Origin of the sequence: Hydrogenophaga taeniospiralis CCUG 15921 (assembly GCF_001592305.1) — a bacterium.
GTDB classification, from domain to species: Bacteria; Pseudomonadota; Gammaproteobacteria; order Burkholderiales; family Burkholderiaceae_C; genus Hydrogenophaga; species Hydrogenophaga taeniospiralis.
The window spans coordinates 602,991-617,933 of the sequence record NZ_BCWR01000001.1; the positions used below are offsets into that span (position 1 = coordinate 602,991).

Below are 14,943 nucleotides of genomic sequence, written 5' to 3' on the forward strand. Positions count from 1 at the left end.
CCCAGCGTTTGGCGCCGGCGCCGCTCGGTGCGCCGGCACAATGTGGCCCCATGTTCTTTGCCATCCCCCTTGCCAACAAGCCCACCTGGCACGCGCCCCCGTGGATGACGGTGCTCATCATCGTGATCAACATGCTGGTGTACTGGGGCTGGCAGGCACCGGAAGAACGGGCGGTGGAGCGCAGTGCCGAACGCTATGCCCGCAGCGGCCTGGCCGCGCTGGAGGTGCCGCACTACATCCGCCATCTGGAACAACGGGTGCGGCAGGCTCCGGAGGAAAAACCCCATCTGGAAGGGATACAAGCGCTGTGGAAAGCCAGGGAAGATGCCCTGGTGTACCAGGACATGTGGCAGGAGCAGCACTTTCGCGAGGCGCTGCTGGCGGGCCAGGTGATCCGGACAGACGACCCGCAACATGCCGAGTGGCAGACGCTGCGCGCCCAGCTGACGCCCCAAGAGCCGAAGCCCTTCACCATGCGTTGGGCTCAGTACTTTGACCGGGGCTTCACGGACCGGCCCGAGACCTTGCTGACCGCCACCTTCCTGCACGGCAGTGTGAGCCATCTGCTGGGCAACATGGTGTTCCTCTTCCTCTTTGGTTTCACGCTGGAAATGGCGCTGGGTTCCGGGCTGTACCTGTTGCTCTACCTGCTGTGCGGCGTGGGCGCGTCGGCCGTGTCCTTGTGGTCCCACGCCGGCACGGCCACCTACGGCCTGGGCGCCTCGGGAGCGATTGCGGGCCTGATGGCCATGTACGTGGTGATGTACAAGCTGCGGCGCATCCAGTTCTTCTACATGCTGTTCTTCTATTTCAACTACGCCAGATGGCCCGCGCTGATGATGTTGCCGGTGTACATGGCCCACGAGTTGCTGCAGCAATGGCTGGGTGGCCAGGGCGTGGACTACATGGCCCACTTTGGCGGTCTGCTGAGCGGGGCCCTGTTGATGGCGGCCCTGATGGCCGTGAAGACGCTCGATGCCCCCGCCAACCTGGTACCCGCCGCTGCCGCCCCCTTGTCCGACGACGAGGCGCAAGCACAGGCCAGCATTCAGCGCGCCCAGCGCCTGACCGATGAACTGGACTACACGGCCGCCCACCAGGCCTGGCACCGCGCCGCCCGGCTGCGACCGCGTGACCCCAAAGTGCTGGAGCCGTGGTTCGAGGTGGCGCAGCATTTCCCCGACAGCGAAGGGTTCCACACCGCGGCCAAGCTGCTGCTGACCCTGCCCGACACCGACCACGCCGCGCGCAAGCGCCTGCACGCCCACTTCCACACCTACCTGAAGCTGGCGAAACCCGGCCCGCGCCTGAGCGCCAACACGCTGGTCCATCTGGTCCCGGCCTTCGTCAAGCTGCACGCCTGGGACGACGCCCAGCGGCTGGCCGGGCTGCTGCACCGGAGCACCTCGGTCCACCCCAAGTGGCCCGACACGCTCACCCTGCTGGTCAACGGCCTGACCCAGAACAACCAATGGGAAGCCGCCATGGGCTGGCTGCCGGCCCTTCAGACCCATGCGCCGATGGCGCCGGTCACCCAGCTACTGACTCGGCAGCTGAAATGAAACACCCCCGCGCCGCTTCGCGTCACCCCCTCAAGGGGGCGGCACTGGCCGTCCGGCAAAGCCGGCCCGGCGGTGCCCCTGGATGGGGCCGTTTCATGCGTCGTGGGTCGCGCGCTGCGCGGTGGAGCAACTAGGCTGAAGGCCTCGGCGCTTTCAGGCCGAGCTCACAGGCGCAGCCGGCACCGTTTCGCCCGTGTGGTCCCGCAGCAGCCAGGCCACTTCCTGGGTGCTGGCGTGTTGCGGGTGCTGGTCTTTCAAGGCCCGGTACACCGCCAGCGCTGGCTCGGTGCGGCCCAGCCCCTGGTGCAGGATGCGGGCGATCAGCTCATAGGCTTGGGGGATGGTGGGGTGGCGCAGGTAGCGCTTGTCGAAGCCCTTGAGCAGGGCCAGGGCGTGTTTGTGGTCCAGGCCCTTCCAGGCCAGTTGCGCCAGTTCCAGCGTGAGATCGGCCGACTCCAGCACGAGGTCGGGGGCCTTGGCCAGGGTCGCCGCATGCACCTGCAAGGCCTCCTGCCCCTTGCGTTCCTTGAGCAGGCGCTGAAGGTACTTCTGCGTGAACCACACCAGGGTGTCTTTCTTATCCGTCAGCAACAGCACCCGGTGGTAGCGGCGCTGATCGGCCAGGCTGTCGGGGTTGGCGCGCTGCCAGTCGTAGGCCATGTCGTATGCCTCACGCACCTGGCCCTCACGGACCAGGTCCGCCACCTCCGCATCGCGCTCGCGGGCCAGCCGGGCGGTCGGGCTTTCCGCCCGGCCCTGCCCCGTGCCCGACAAGATTTCCTCGGGCTCCTTCACCAGGTCGATGTCGAGCTTCTGGTGGTTCTGGAACATCACGTAGCCGATCATGCTGGCCGTGACCCAGGAAAAGTACACCACCACGAACATCAGCACCGGGGCGATCAGCGTCTTCGGCGCCAACGGCACCAACAGGGACCACGCCATGGGCATGCCCATGCTCAGCAGCAGCATGAACACGCACAACAGCAGGTAGGGCAAGCCCACCGCCGCCATGGCGCGCAACAACTCGGCGGGGTTGAGTGCGCTGCGCAGGCTGCAGGACTGGATCAACACCATCAGCGTGGCCGGGATCAGCAGCGAGGACACCAGGCTGCCCAGATCGGCAAGCCCTTCACTGGCTTGGGCCATGAAGGCGATGATCAGCCCGTGGACCACCAACACGCCCAGGAATTTCCAGGGCAGGTGGGTCCAGGCCGGGTCGCTGGTTGTGCTGTCGTAGTCCGCGCTGCGCATCACGCCCATGGACGCCATGGCCGCCACCTTGAAGCTGTACCGCGCTGTGGCCAGCAGGATGCCCACCACCGTGAAGATGCCGATCAGCGGCGACGTGGTCACGGCCAGCGCGCACAGCGACAGGAACGCGGCGTAGGTCAGGGGCTTGCTCTGGAACGGGAACAGGAAAAACGCGTTGAGCTTGTGCCAGAACGGCGGGATTTCCGGAGGCTGGTTGCGCGCACGCACCCTGGCGGTGGACGGTTGTGAGGCCATAAAAGGAAACGGACGCGATGGCGGTGACGCCGGTGTTGGGGAGCAGCAGCCCAGCAAGGCGCCTGCTGCGGGGAGGGCGTGCCCCATCGAACGCGGGCCGACGGGACAGGCAGCATTCTGCCCGGCGCGAGCCCGCAGCCATGTGGCCGGCGGGCCACATGGCGTCAAAAAAATCGGGGGTCTATGCCCGGTGGGAGGCGTGTTCCAGCTGGCGCAGCCGCAGCGCGCAACCGGTGGCCACCAGCGCGCACAGCGCCGACAGCCAGAACACGCTGGCCAGCCCGAAAGCCGAACTCAGCAGCCCGCCGCCCAGCCCCCCCAGAAGGCCCGGCAGGCCATAACCCAGCACCGAGTACAGAGCCTGACCGCGCCCGCGCAGCCGGCCCGGGAAGTGGTGCGAGAGCAGCGCGATGCACACCGTGTGGTGCGCGGCGAAGGTGATGGCGTGCAGCGCCTGCGCCAGCAACAGCAGCGGCCACACCAGCGGCAGCCCCGCCGTCAGGCCCATGCGCAAGGCCATCAGCGCCGCGGCCAGCACCAGCCAGCCCGATAGCGAGAGCAGCGGCAGCCAGCGGCCCTGGGTGAAGAACCAGCCGATCTCGATCACCACCGACAGCGCCCATAGCAGGCCGATCACGGTCTTGCTGTAGCCCAGCGAGTCCAGGTAGAGCGAGAGGAAAACGTAGATGAAGATGTGCGAGAGCACGTGGAAGAACACGGCCAGGAAAAACCAGCGCACCGGCGGTTGGCGCAGCACCGGCCACACGTCGGGGTGATCGTCGTTGGGGTGTGGCGCCTCCCGGGCATCGGGCAGCAGCCACACGCTGAGGGTCACGGCGGCAAGCGTGGCCATGGTCCAGCCGGGGAAATGCCCCATGCCCAGGTGTTCGAACCACCAGCCCGCGGCCACCACCGTGAACAGAAAGCCCAGCGACCCCCACAGGCGCACCCGGCCATAGCGCCGCGCATCAAACGCCCCACCCTGGCTCACCAGGTGCGCCAGTGCCGCTTCGCTCATGGGCATCATGGCGCTGGTGTGGGTGAACATGAGCAGCAACACCACGAACAGCGCCACGCCACCCAGCTCGAACCACAGCCCGATGGAGAGCAGCAACGCTGTCGTGCCGCCATAGCGCAGCAGCTTCACGCGCTCGCCCGTGTGGTCGGAGAGCGCGCCCCATGCGTAGGGCGCGAACAACCGCGTGGCCGACTGCACCGAGGTGAGCACGCTGATGGCGATCAGGCTGAAGCCCAGCTCTTTCAGCCACAGCGGCAGGTAGGGGTTGAAGAAGCCGATGTGCGCGAAATAGCTGGCCGAGAGCGCAGCAAACGGGAACAGCTGCTTGCGGTCAGGCACGCGATGCCGCGGCGATGTCCGGCGTGTCCACGTGCACATCACCACACTGCGCGCGCTGGTGCAGCGCGTGGTCCATCACCACCAGCGCCAGCAGCGCTTCGATGATGGGCGCGGCGCGGATGCCGACGCAGGGGTCGTGCCGGCCTTTGGTGATGACTTCGGTGGGCGCGCCAGCCACGTCGATGGAATCGCGCGGGATCAGGATCGAGCTGGTCGGCTTGATGGCAATCGACACCTCCAGGTCCTGCCCGGTGCTGATGCCGCCGAGCACGCCGCCGGCGTTGTTGCCCACGAACCCCCCGGGCGTGAGCGAGTCACCGTGCGTGCTGCCGCGCTGGGTCACGCTGGCGAAACCAGCGCCGATCTCCACGCCCTTGACGGCGTTCAGCCCCATCATGGCGTAGGCGATGTCGGCATCGAGCTTGTCGTACAGCGGCTGGCCCAGACCCACCGGCATGCCCTGCGCCGTCACGCGCAGGCGCGCGCCGCACGAGTCGCCGCTCTTGCGCAGCTCGCCCATATAGGCCTCCAGCGCCGACACGTCGGCCACCGGCGCGAAAAACGGGTTGTGGGGCACATGGTCCCAGCTCTCGAACGGGATCACCACGTCGCCGATCTGCGTCATGCAGGCCCTGAACGTGACGCCGTAGCGTTCCTTCAGCCATTTCCTGGCCACCGCACCCGCGGCCACGGTGGGCGCGGTCAGGCGGGCCGAGCTGCGGCCGCCACCACGTGGGTCGCGCACGCCGAACTTCTGCCAGTAGGTGTAGTCGGCATGGCCGGGGCGGAAGGTCTGCAGGATGTTGCCGTAGTCCTTGCTGCGCTGGTCGGTGTTGCGGATCAGCAGGGCGATGGGCGTGCCGGTGGTCTTGCCCTCGTACACGCCGCTGAGGATTTCGACCGCATCGGGCTCGTTGCGCTGGGTGACGAACTTCGATGTGCCCGGACGGCGGCGGTCCAGATCGCCCTGGATGTCGGCCTCGCAGAGCGCCATGCCCGGCGGGCAGCCGTCGATCACGCAGCCAATGGCCGGGCCGTGGGATTCACCAAAGTTGGTGACGCAAAACAGGGTGCCGAAGGTGTTGCCGCTCATGCGCCGGATTATCCCAGAGGCACCGGTGGTGCAGGCGCGGACCGCTTGAAGATCGCCGCACAAACAAACGAAAACGCCCCGGCAGGCGGGGCGTGGTGTCTTGGGGATCGGAGCCGCTCAGGGAAAGTTAGGCTCGTTCTTGCCGGTTTCTTCTTCCGGCCAGTCGCGGATGTAGGCCTTGAGCATCTTGTTCTCGAAGTTCTGGCTGTCCACCACGGCCTTGGCCACGTCGTAGAAGCTGATCACGCCCATGAGCATGCGGTTGTCCATGACCGGCATGTAGCGCGTGTGACGCTCCAGCATCATGGGGCGCACCTGATCGAGTTCGGTCTCGGGCGTGCAGCTCATGGGGTGGTCGTCCATGACGCCACGCACCTGCCGAGTGCCGACCGAGCCGCCATTTTTCGCCAGGGTGTGGATGACCTCGCGGAAGGTGAGCATGCCGACCAGTTCACCGTGCTCCATGACGGCCAGCGAGCCGATGTCGAACTCCGCCATGATCTCGATCGCCTTGACCAGGGGCTCATCGGGCTGGCAGGTGTAAAGCGTTCCGCCCTTGACGCGCAGGATGTCACTGACTTTCATGGCTGTTCTCCTCGGGTTTCCGGTGTCGCCAGTCGGGCTGGCATGCATGGGAATATAGCCCACAATGCGCGAAATCCCCACGCCGTGGACACCACGCTGGCCCTGCCCCGAAGGCCCACCAGCCCCGGGGCCACAACCCTTTGACGGAGACAACTTCATGCCCGGTTATTCCGACCCCGGCTTTGACACGCTGGCGCTGCACGCCGGCGCCACGCCCGACGCCACCGGCGCGCGCGCCGTGCCGATCCACCTCACGACCTCGTTCGTCTTCGAGTCCAGCGACCACGCGGCCTCGCTGTTCAACCTGGAGCGCGCCGGCCACGTCTACAGCCGCATCAGCAACCCGACCAACGCGGTGTTCGAGCAGCGCATGGCCGCGCTCGAAGGCGGCATCGGCGCCATCGCGGTGGCCAGCGGCCAGGCGGCGCTGCACCTGTCCATCGCCACGCTCATGGGCGCGGGTTCGCACATCGTCGCCAGTACCGCCCTCTATGGCGGCAGCCAGAACCTGCTGCACTACACGCTGCGCCGCTTCGGCATCGAGACCACCTTCGTGAAACCCGGCGACATCGACGGCTGGCGTGCCGCCGTGCGACCGAACACCAGGCTGTTCTTTGGCGAGACCGTGGGCAACCCCGGCCTGGACGTGCTCGACATTCCCACCGTGGCCCAGATCGCGCATGAAGCGAAAGTGCCGCTGCTGGTGGACAGCACGCTCACGACACCCTACCTCATGAAGCCGCTGGAACTGGGCGCGGACATCGTCTACCACTCGGCCACCAAGTTCCTCAGTGGCCACGGCACCGTGATCGGCGGCGTGGTGGTGGATGGTGGCAGCTTCGACTGGGAGGCCTCGGGCAAATTCCCCGAGCTGACCGAGCCCTACGACGGCTTCCACGGCATGACCTTCAGTGAGGAAAGCACCGTCGGGGCTTTCCTGCTGCGCGCGCGCCGCGAAGGCCTGCGCGACTTCGGCGCCTGCCTCTCGCCGCACAGCGCCTGGCTGATCCTGCAAGGCATCGAGACGCTGCCGCTGCGCATGGAGCGCCACATGGCGAACACCGAGAAGGTGGTGAGCTTCCTCGCCAGCCACCCGCTGGTGGGCCGCGTGGGCCACCCGCTGCTCGAATCGCACCCCAGCCACGCACTGGCGCAGAAGCTCCTGCGCCACGGCGCCAAAGGCGCGGGCTCGGTGTTCAGTTTTGACATCCAGGGCTCGCGCGCGCAAGGCAAGGCCTTCATCGAAGCACTCAAGCTCTTCAGCCACCTGGCCAACGTGGGCGACTGCCGCTCGCTGGTGATCCACCCGGCCAGTACCACGCACTTCCGCATGAGCGACGAAGCCCTGGCCGGCGCCGGCATCGGCCCGGGCACGATCCGCCTGTCCATCGGGCTGGAGGACCCGGACGACCTGATCGACGATCTGAAGCGCGCACTCAAGGCTGCTGAGAAAGCGGGGGCCTGACCATGTACCTCCAAGTCAACGGCGCCAACACTTACTGCTACACCGGCGGCAAAGCTTTCGATGCCGCCCAACCCACCGTGGTCTTCATCCACGGCGTGCTCAACGACCACAGCGTGTGGATCCTGCAAAGCCGTTACCTGGCCCACCACGGCTGGAACGTGCTCGCGGTGGACCTGCCCGGCCACTGCAAGAGTGGCGGTGAAGCGCCGGCTTCCGTGGAAGCAGCAGCAGACTTCATCGGCGCCCTGCTCGACGCGGCCGGCGTGCAGCGCGCCGCCCTCATCGGCCACAGCTGGGGTTCGTTGATCGCGCTCGAAGCCGCCGCGCGCCTGAAAGAACGGGTCAGCCACCTGGTGCTGGTGGGCACGGCCTTCCCCATGAAGGTCTCGCCGGCGCTGATCGAGGCCTCGCTGAACGAGCCCATGAAAGCGCTGACCATGGTCAACGTGTTCTCGCGCAGCACACTGGCCGCTCCGCCGTCGGCGCTCGGCCCCGGCACCTGGGTCTACGGTGCGAGCATGGCGCTGGGCCGGCGCGTGCTGGCCAGCAACCCCAAGGTCAACGTGTTTCACCGCGGCTTCGTGGCCTGCGACACGTATGCGAATGGCGAGCAGGCCGTCGCGGCCATCACCTGCCCCGTGCTGTTCCTGCTCGGCGCCCAGGACCAGATGACCCAGCCCAGGGCGGCGCAGGGCCTGATCCAGGCGGCTCAGGCGGCGGGCAAGACCGTGCGGGTGGAGAAGCTGCCGGTCGGCCACCACCAGATGACGGAAACGCCCGACGCCACGCTGTTCGCCATCCGCGATTTCCTTCGGAGCCGCTGAGGCTTACTTGGCGAAGGCGCTCGGCCAGGCGTTGCGGGTCGCCGCCGCGGCTTGGCGAACCCATCGCCGCAAAGCTCGCCAGGCGGCGAGGCTCCAGCCGCGGCGCGGCACCGGCTCCACCAGCGGCGTCAGCAGGTACTCGCTGTAGCAGGGCGGCGCGTCCTCCGATGGGCAGGGCCCGGCGTCGGCGCCGATCAGTATCCAGTCCTGCAGCAGGTCGATGCTGGCGCCGGGGCCGAGAAACAGGTCCTGCGCGGCGTTCGGCTGGGTCAGCCAGAAGCGGCCGCTGACCACCCGCAGGCGCATGCCGGCGCTGGCGTCGATCATGCGTGTCTGGCGCGGCAGCAGGCGGGTGGTCTGGGCTGTGGTGGGGTGCATGGCGGGCCTCCTGTGGATGAGGCTCCACTGTCCGGGTTTGCGCCCTCGCGCAACAGACACACAGACCTCCCAATTGGCGCCTGCCAGACCCGCACAGACCGCATCTGTGTGGTCTCTTTCAGGCCCATCTGTACCGGTCAGCGGCACACACCGGCGCCGCGCGCGAGGCAGCAAGGGCATCGGTCTTCAGAATCGTAGCCCGATAGGGCGGCCAGACGTGTACGGAAGAAGCGGTTGACGTCGGCGCGATGCCTGGACTCGACACACTAACTATTTCTTGCTACTGCCACCCAATCAAGGAAAAATAGTCCAACGCAGCAGGAACCGCCATCCTGAGAAAATGGCAGCGCCCCGTGAAACAGGATCCCGTACAACGTACAAGAACGGCAACAAGAAAAAAATGAACGCTCACGCATTCTTTTGGACTGCGATTGCTTCATCCCTGACCGTGCTGGCGCTCCCGGGTTCCGCGCCCATGGTGGCCCAGGCGCTCGAGTCTCCGGATACGCGGGGTCTGCGGGTGATCGCTGGCACGGACATCCCGCTCGCGGCCCTCACAGAAGAAGCGGGTCTGTCCTCCAGGAATGTGTATGGCATTGCCCAGAACGCCCATGGCTTCCCTTGGTGTGCAACCGGGAGATTCCGGACGGTGACCGAAGGGGCCATGGCTTTGCTGGATCGGCACACCGGACACCTCACCCGGCAAGCCATCGGCACGGGTCTGCGGGATGCGGCCAGTCTCAATGCGATTTCGACGGTTCACGAAGATGCGACAGGTGCGCTGTGGCTGGGCACCGGGGAAGCCGGCATCCTGCCATCGGACCCGACTGCGCGCCACCTGATGCAATGCAAACCCGACCCAACCAAGCCGCACAGCTCACGCAATAGTTTCCAGGAATTGCGGACATGAGTGCGCCAGAAAAAGGAGCCGAATATCTTCCGTTCTATCTGGTCATGTGAATGTTGAGCGAAGCATCTGTTTTTCGAGTAATTTGATATTTCCCAAATCGATCATCTGACAGACAGCAGTCACGGCACGGAACAGCGATACCAAAGGTAAAGTCCTACTCAAACTGGCATGCACCATCTCAATGTTGTCTTTATATCTTTGAAAATCAACCAGACACCATCTCACGGCAGGCCACCCTTAAAACACAGAGACAATAATGAATACCAAAGCCATGCTGAAAAAAGCAATCTTGCTGGCTGCAATCATCTTGGTTGCCGAGGGAGTGGCTGGTATGGAAACCAATCCCCAGGAGATAGGCGAATCAAATTTCATTGAGAAAAACAGCAAATCTCCTTACAAGACAAAAAAAGAGGTTGTATTTTCCCGCCTGACCATTGAGGACGGCCTGTCGCAATCGGATGTACGGGCCATCGTTCAGGATCAGCAGGGCTTCATGTGGTTTGGCACATGGCTGGGAGGATTGAATCGCTACGACGGATATACCTTCAAGTCCTACAAACACAATACTCAAAGCAATCAAAGCCTCAGCAATGACAATGTCTGGACGCTTTTTGTTGACCGCGGCGGCGATTTATGGGTGGGCACAATTGGCGGGGGCATGAACCGGTACGACCCAAAAACAGATAGCTTCGAGCGCTACCGCTTTCAGCCCAACCATCCGACGGGTCTGCCAAGTGACGATGTGAAGGCGTTTTATGAGGACGAGGCCGGCATGCTGTGGATCGCCACCGGTGGTGGGCTGAGCCGCTTTGATCGCAAGGCAGGAACCTTTTTCACGTACAAAAATGACCCCAAGGACCCCACCAGCCTGAGTGACAACGATGTACGAGCCATCTGGAGGGACCAGAAAACCGGTCTGTTGTGGTTGGGAACACGCAAAGGCGGGGTCAATGTATTAGATCCGTCAACCGGGCGTTTTACACGGTATCAACACAAACCAGACGATCCCACCAGCCTGAGCAACAACGTCGTTACCCACATCTTTCAGGATCGTGCAGGCACCGTGTGGATTTCCACACGGGGGAAACTCAACCGTTTTGATGCACAGACCAAAACATTCGCCCAGTATCACTCCGACCCCAACAACCCCGACAGCATCAGCGATGACGAGGTGACGATGGCCTATGAGGATCGGGCGGGCCACTTCTGGGTGGCCACCAACAATGGCCTGAATCTGCTCGATCGAGAGAAGGGAACCTTTGTCCAATACCACCACGATCCACACAATCCCGACAGTCTGGGCAACAGTGTCATCAATTCCGGCGCACTGTACGAAGATCGCTCTGGTGCACTGTGGATTGGCACCATCTACAACGGCGTCAGCCGCTTGCCTGGAGAGCCGGGGAAATTCATCACCTACCGCAACAATCCTGGCGACACCAACAGCCTGAGCCACAACAACGTCACAGGCATCCACGTAGACAAAGCACACAACGTCTGGATTGGCACTGAAACGGGCCTGGATCGTTTTGACGGGCAAACGTTTACCCACTACAGACATGATCCAAAGAACCCAAAGAGCCTCAGCCCCGGCACCGCGCGAACGATCACCGAGGACGCCCAGGGCAGGCTGTGGATTGGCACCAACGGCGGGGGCATAAGTCGCTTTGACGGTCAACAATTCATTCACTACCGAAATGAGCCAGACAACCCGAAAAGCCTAGCCGGGAATTTGGTGAAAAATATTGCCGCAGACGCCAAGGGTGGTTTGTGGATTGGAATGCAGGGCCTCGGGCTGGATTATTTTGACGGGCAAAACTTTGTTCATTTCAAACCGGACAAAGAAGATCCCAACAGCCTGCCCGACCCCTACATCTATGCACTTTTTGTAGGTCAAAACGGGGTGCTCTGGATCGGTACGGTCAAGAGGGGGCTGGTCCGGTACGATCCAGCAACCGGGACATTCACCAACTACCTGCTCGACCCTGAGCAACCCGGTAACCAAGCCGCCAATTGGGTGCAGGATATCTATTCAGACCAGACGGGTCTTTGGGTAGGAGCGAGTTCAGGCCTTTTCCGTTTTGATCCATTGTCCGAAAAATTCACCCACCACTACACGGAAAAGGACGGTCTGGCAAGCAGCTCCATTGTGGGCGTGCGGGGCGATGCGCAGGGAAACCTTTGGGTGAGCACGACAAACGGACTCTCCCGCTTTGACCCCAAAAACAAAACCTTTCGCAACTACGATGCCCACGACGGCCTCCAAAGCAACGAGTTCTCCCGAATAGCCCATGCCCAATCGCCAGACGGGCAATTGTTCTTTGGCGGCGTCAAAGGATTGAGCGCATTCAATCCGGACAAAATGATGGACAACCCGACGCCGCCACCGGTGGTGCTGACCAGTTTTTCACTCTTCAACAAACCGGTTGAAATCGGCGGCAAGGATTCTCCGCTCCAGCAGGCGATCAACGTTGCGCCAGGCATCACTCTTCGCCACGACCAGTCCGTCTTTCGCTTTCAGTTTGCAGCACTCAACTACACGGCTCCGAAAAAAAACCGCTACGCCTATTTGCTGGAAGGGTTTGATACGGAGTGGCGGTACACGGACGCGGAAAACCGTTTCGCCACCTACACCAACCTTGATCCTGGTGTGTACCGGTTCCGGGTCAAGGCATCGAACAACGATGGTCTCTGGAATGAAGAGGGAGCAGCGCTCACGGTGCAGATCACGCCACCCTGGTGGGCCACGTGGTGGTTCCTCAGTCTGGCGTTGACGCTCCTGCTGGGCCTGGCGTTCAGCGGCTATCGCCTGCGGATCATGCGCCTGAGGCGATACAGCCAGAAGCTGGAACGCGACGTGACCGAGCGCACAGCCGAACTGGCCGCGAAAAACAAGGAGCTGGAGGCCTTTTCCCATTCCGTCTCGCACGATCTGCGTGCACCGGTGCGCCACATCGACGGTTATCTGTCGCTACTCAGGGAGAACATTGAGCCGACGCTCGATGCAGACAATCGGAAGCTCATCGAAACGATTGCCAGCGCGACAAACCACATGGGCACGCTGATCGACGACCTGCTGTCTTTCTCGCGGATGGGGCGCCAGGAGCTGAGCAAAACCTCTGTGGACCTGGGTGCCCTGGTGGCCGATGTCGTTCAGGAGATGGCGCCGGAGACCGAGGGCAGAGAGATCGATTGGCGCATCGGCGAACTGCCCGTGGTCGTCGGCGATCAGGCCATGTTGCGGGTCGTGCTGGTCAACCTGATCTCGAACGCCCTGAAATACACCCAGAAGCGTGAGAGGGCAGAGATCACCATCGGCTGCGAGCCTGACCAGGCGGCGGAAACCGTGGTTTTCATCCGGGACAACGGCGCCGGCTTTGACATGCAATACCGCGACAAGCTCTTCGGTGTCTTTCAACGCCTGCACCGCATGGAAGATTTTCAGGGCACAGGCATCGGTCTGGCCAACGTTTTCAGGATCATCAGCCGGCATGGCGGCCGGGCGCGGGCAGAAGGGGCGGTTGATGTCGGTGCAACGTTCTATTTCTCGCTACCGAAGGAAAAAGCCTGAAGACGGTCATGGTGACCGCCAACCACCCCATGCATCTGTGTGGTCTCTTTCGGGCCCATCTGTACCGGTCGGTGCCGACCCCTGGCCCCGGTGGCGACCGAGCGCTGGGTTAGCATGGAAACGCCATGCCAGCGCCGCCCCCCACCCTCACGCTGTGTCCGGTTCCACCCGCCAGCCCCGCCCCCGCCCTGCCGCTGTACCAGCAGATCGCGCAGACACTGGCACAGCTCATCCACAGCGGCACCTTCAAGGCCGGCCAGCGCTTGCCGTCGGTGCGCGAGACGGCGCTCACCCAGGGCGTGTCCATCTCCACCGCCATGCAGGCCTTTCGCCAACTGGAGGAACAGGGCCTGGTGCAGGCACGCCCCAAGGCCGGGTACTTCGTGAAGCGCGCCCAGCGCATCGCCCAGCCCGGCCTGAGCGCACCACCACAGCGCAGCTTCCTGCTGGAGCGCCAAAGCCGTTCCGAAGCGTTCGCCCTGCTGCACCAGCCCGGTGACCGAGCGAGCTTTGGCGGCTTCACACCGGAAAGCAGCGACCTGTTCGACGACGAGCGCCTGCGGGTGGCCATGGGCCGCGCCTCGCGCGTGCACCGGCGCAGCCTGACCGAATACAACAAGGCCGATGCCGGGCGGCCCGCGCTGCGCGCGGCGGTGGCGCAGCGCGCCCTGCACCTGGGTTGCGGATTCGATGCCTCGGACATCGTCATCACCGCCAGTTGCACCCAGGCGGTCAGCCTGTGCCTGCGCGCCGTCACACAGCCGGGGGACGTGGTGGCGCTGGAGTCGCCAACCTTCTTCGGCTACCTCGACCTGATCGAATCCCAGGGCCTGCGGGTGCTGGAGATTCCTACCCACCCGGCCACCGGGCTCTCGCTGCCCGCGCTGGAACTGGCGCTGGACACGCAGCCCGTCAAGGCCGTGCTTGCGGCCCCCACGCTGTCCAACCCGCTGGGCTCGGTGATGCCGCTGTCGGCCAAGCAGCGCCTGGTACAGTTGCTGGCCCGGCGGCAGGTGCCGCTGATCGAGGACGTGGTGTTCAACGACCTGCTGGCCGGCGACGAGCGGCGCAAGGCCGCCAAGGCTTACGACACCGAGGGCAACGTCATGATCTGCGGCTCGTTCGCCAAGACCCTGACACCGGGCATCCGCCTGGGCTGGGTGGCCGCGGGCCGCTGGCGCGATGCCATCGCCACCCACAAGCGGCTGCAGGGCGCGGCCACCAACGTGGTGCTGGAAGAAGCCCTGGCCGACCTGCTCACCCAGGGCAGCTACGAAGCCCACCTGCGACGCCTCACCGCCCACATGCGGCAGCGCCGCAACGAGGCCCGGCACCTGATCGCGCACCACTTTCCGCCAGGCACGCGCGTGAGCAACCCGCCGTCGGGCGACACGCTGTGGCTGGAGCTCAATCCGGCCATCGGCTGCATGGACCTGTTCCGGCGCTGCGCCAGCGAAGGCATCACCTTCGGCCCGGGCGAGCTGTTCACCGCCACCGACCGCTACCGCAACTGCCTGCGCCTGAACTTCTCGGGCCCCTGGAACGCCGTCACCATGCAGGCCCTGGCGCGCATCGGCGAGATCGCGCGCCAGATGCTGGAGCGCCCCGCCGCGAGCCCGACGCCCCCGGTGCTGCGGCGCGCCTGAGCGACTCCCGGCGGGAAAACCAGCACCCGCGTTCCAGCGCCCGCGG

General features: G+C 64.5%; 11 protein-coding genes. 6 read left to right on the forward strand and 5 right to left on the reverse strand.

What is annotated here, in order from left to right:
• Window positions 1–50: 50 nt before the first annotated feature.
• On the forward strand, window positions 51–1,562 hold the full coding sequence (locus tag HTA01S_RS02765; protein WP_068167011.1) for a rhomboid family intramembrane serine protease: 1,512 nt from the start codon (window positions 51–53) through the stop codon (window positions 1,560–1,562).
• A gap of 153 nt (window positions 1,563–1,715) precedes the next feature.
• Here HTA01S_RS02765 and HTA01S_RS02770 read toward each other — a convergent pair whose 3' ends face one another.
• The 4 genes from HTA01S_RS02770 to HTA01S_RS02785 form a co-directional block, all read right to left on the reverse strand.
• Window positions 1,716–3,068, reverse strand: a complete 1,353-nt coding sequence (locus HTA01S_RS02770) for a tetratricopeptide repeat protein (protein ID WP_068167012.1) — start codon at window positions 3,066–3,068, stop codon at window positions 1,716–1,718.
• 181 nt (window positions 3,069–3,249) lie between these two features.
• Window positions 3,250–4,425, reverse strand: coding sequence for an MFS transporter (locus tag HTA01S_RS02775; RefSeq protein ID WP_068167013.1), 1,176 nt, complete (start codon window positions 4,423–4,425; stop codon window positions 3,250–3,252).
• Window positions 4,418–5,518 (reverse strand): chorismate synthase, encoded by a 1,101-nt coding sequence (gene aroC, locus HTA01S_RS02780; RefSeq protein WP_068167014.1) that lies wholly within the window; start codon window positions 5,516–5,518, stop codon window positions 4,418–4,420. The genes HTA01S_RS02775 and aroC overlap by 8 nt, the downstream gene beginning before the upstream one ends.
• 117 nt (window positions 5,519–5,635) lie before the next feature.
• Window positions 5,636–6,103, reverse strand: coding sequence for a CBS domain-containing protein (locus HTA01S_RS02785; protein WP_068167015.1), 468 nt, complete (start codon window positions 6,101–6,103; stop codon window positions 5,636–5,638).
• Window positions 6,104–6,260: 157 nt separating this feature from the next.
• Here HTA01S_RS02785 and HTA01S_RS02790 point away from each other — a divergent pair, with 157 nt between their 5' ends.
• Together HTA01S_RS02790 and HTA01S_RS02795 are read left to right on the forward strand one after the other, a co-directional pair.
• Window positions 6,261–7,568: an O-acetylhomoserine aminocarboxypropyltransferase gene (locus tag HTA01S_RS02790; RefSeq protein WP_068167016.1), complete on the forward strand. Its 1,308-nt coding sequence runs from the start codon at window positions 6,261–6,263 to the stop codon at window positions 7,566–7,568.
• A gap of 2 nt (window positions 7,569–7,570) precedes the next feature.
• Complete coding sequence (locus tag HTA01S_RS02795) at window positions 7,571–8,392, forward strand: alpha/beta fold hydrolase (protein WP_068167017.1); 822 nt, start codon at window positions 7,571–7,573, stop codon at window positions 8,390–8,392.
• A 3-nt stretch (window positions 8,393–8,395) separates the two neighbouring features.
• Here the strand turns inward: HTA01S_RS02795 and HTA01S_RS02800 are convergent, their stop codons facing one another.
• The gene (locus tag HTA01S_RS02800) at window positions 8,396–8,770 is read right to left on the reverse strand and encodes a DUF2917 domain-containing protein (RefSeq protein WP_068167018.1); all 375 of its coding nucleotides are present in this window, start codon (window positions 8,768–8,770) and stop codon (window positions 8,396–8,398) included.
• 340 nt (window positions 8,771–9,110) lie between these two features.
• On the opposite strand from HTA01S_RS02800, the gene HTA01S_RS02805 reads away from it, so the two are divergent.
• The 3 genes from HTA01S_RS02805 (at window position 9,111) to HTA01S_RS02815 (ending at window position 14,897) form a co-directional block, all read left to right on the forward strand.
• A complete protein-coding gene (locus tag HTA01S_RS02805; RefSeq protein ID WP_157571940.1) occupies window positions 9,111–9,680 on the forward strand; it encodes a hypothetical protein in 570 nt (189 codons plus the stop codon).
• A 256-nt stretch (window positions 9,681–9,936) separates the two neighbouring features.
• Window positions 9,937–13,251, forward strand: coding sequence for a two-component regulator propeller domain-containing protein (locus HTA01S_RS24515; protein ID WP_084235789.1), 3,315 nt, complete (start codon window positions 9,937–9,939; stop codon window positions 13,249–13,251).
• A gap of 125 nt (window positions 13,252–13,376) precedes the next feature.
• Window positions 13,377–14,897: an aminotransferase-like domain-containing protein gene (locus tag HTA01S_RS02815; RefSeq protein WP_068167021.1), complete on the forward strand. Its 1,521-nt coding sequence runs from the start codon at window positions 13,377–13,379 to the stop codon at window positions 14,895–14,897.
• The last annotated feature ends 46 nt before the right edge of the window (window positions 14,898–14,943 follow it).

Coding starts and splice junctions, on each gene's coding strand:
- HTA01S_RS02770 (WP_068167012.1), bottom strand. CDS start 3,068: ATGGCCTCACAACCGTCCACCGCCAGGGTGCGTGCGCGCAACCAGCCT.
- HTA01S_RS02795 (WP_068167017.1), top strand. CDS start 7,571: ATGTACCTCCAAGTCAACGGCGCCAACACTTACTGCTACACCGGCGGC.
- aroC (WP_068167014.1), bottom strand. CDS start 5,518: ATGAGCGGCAACACCTTCGGCACCCTGTTTTGCGTCACCAACTTTGGT.
- HTA01S_RS02815 (WP_068167021.1), top strand. CDS start 13,377: ATGCCAGCGCCGCCCCCCACCCTCACGCTGTGTCCGGTTCCACCCGCC.
- HTA01S_RS02765 (WP_068167011.1), top strand. CDS start 51: ATGTTCTTTGCCATCCCCCTTGCCAACAAGCCCACCTGGCACGCGCCC.
- HTA01S_RS24515 (WP_084235789.1), top strand. CDS start 9,937: ATGAATACCAAAGCCATGCTGAAAAAAGCAATCTTGCTGGCTGCAATC.
- HTA01S_RS02785 (WP_068167015.1), bottom strand. CDS start 6,103: ATGAAAGTCAGTGACATCCTGCGCGTCAAGGGCGGAACGCTTTACACC.
- HTA01S_RS02800 (WP_068167018.1), bottom strand. CDS start 8,770: ATGCACCCCACCACAGCCCAGACCACCCGCCTGCTGCCGCGCCAGACA.
- HTA01S_RS02790 (WP_068167016.1), top strand. CDS start 6,261: ATGCCCGGTTATTCCGACCCCGGCTTTGACACGCTGGCGCTGCACGCC.
- HTA01S_RS02805 (WP_157571940.1), top strand. CDS start 9,111: ATGGCAGCGCCCCGTGAAACAGGATCCCGTACAACGTACAAGAACGGC.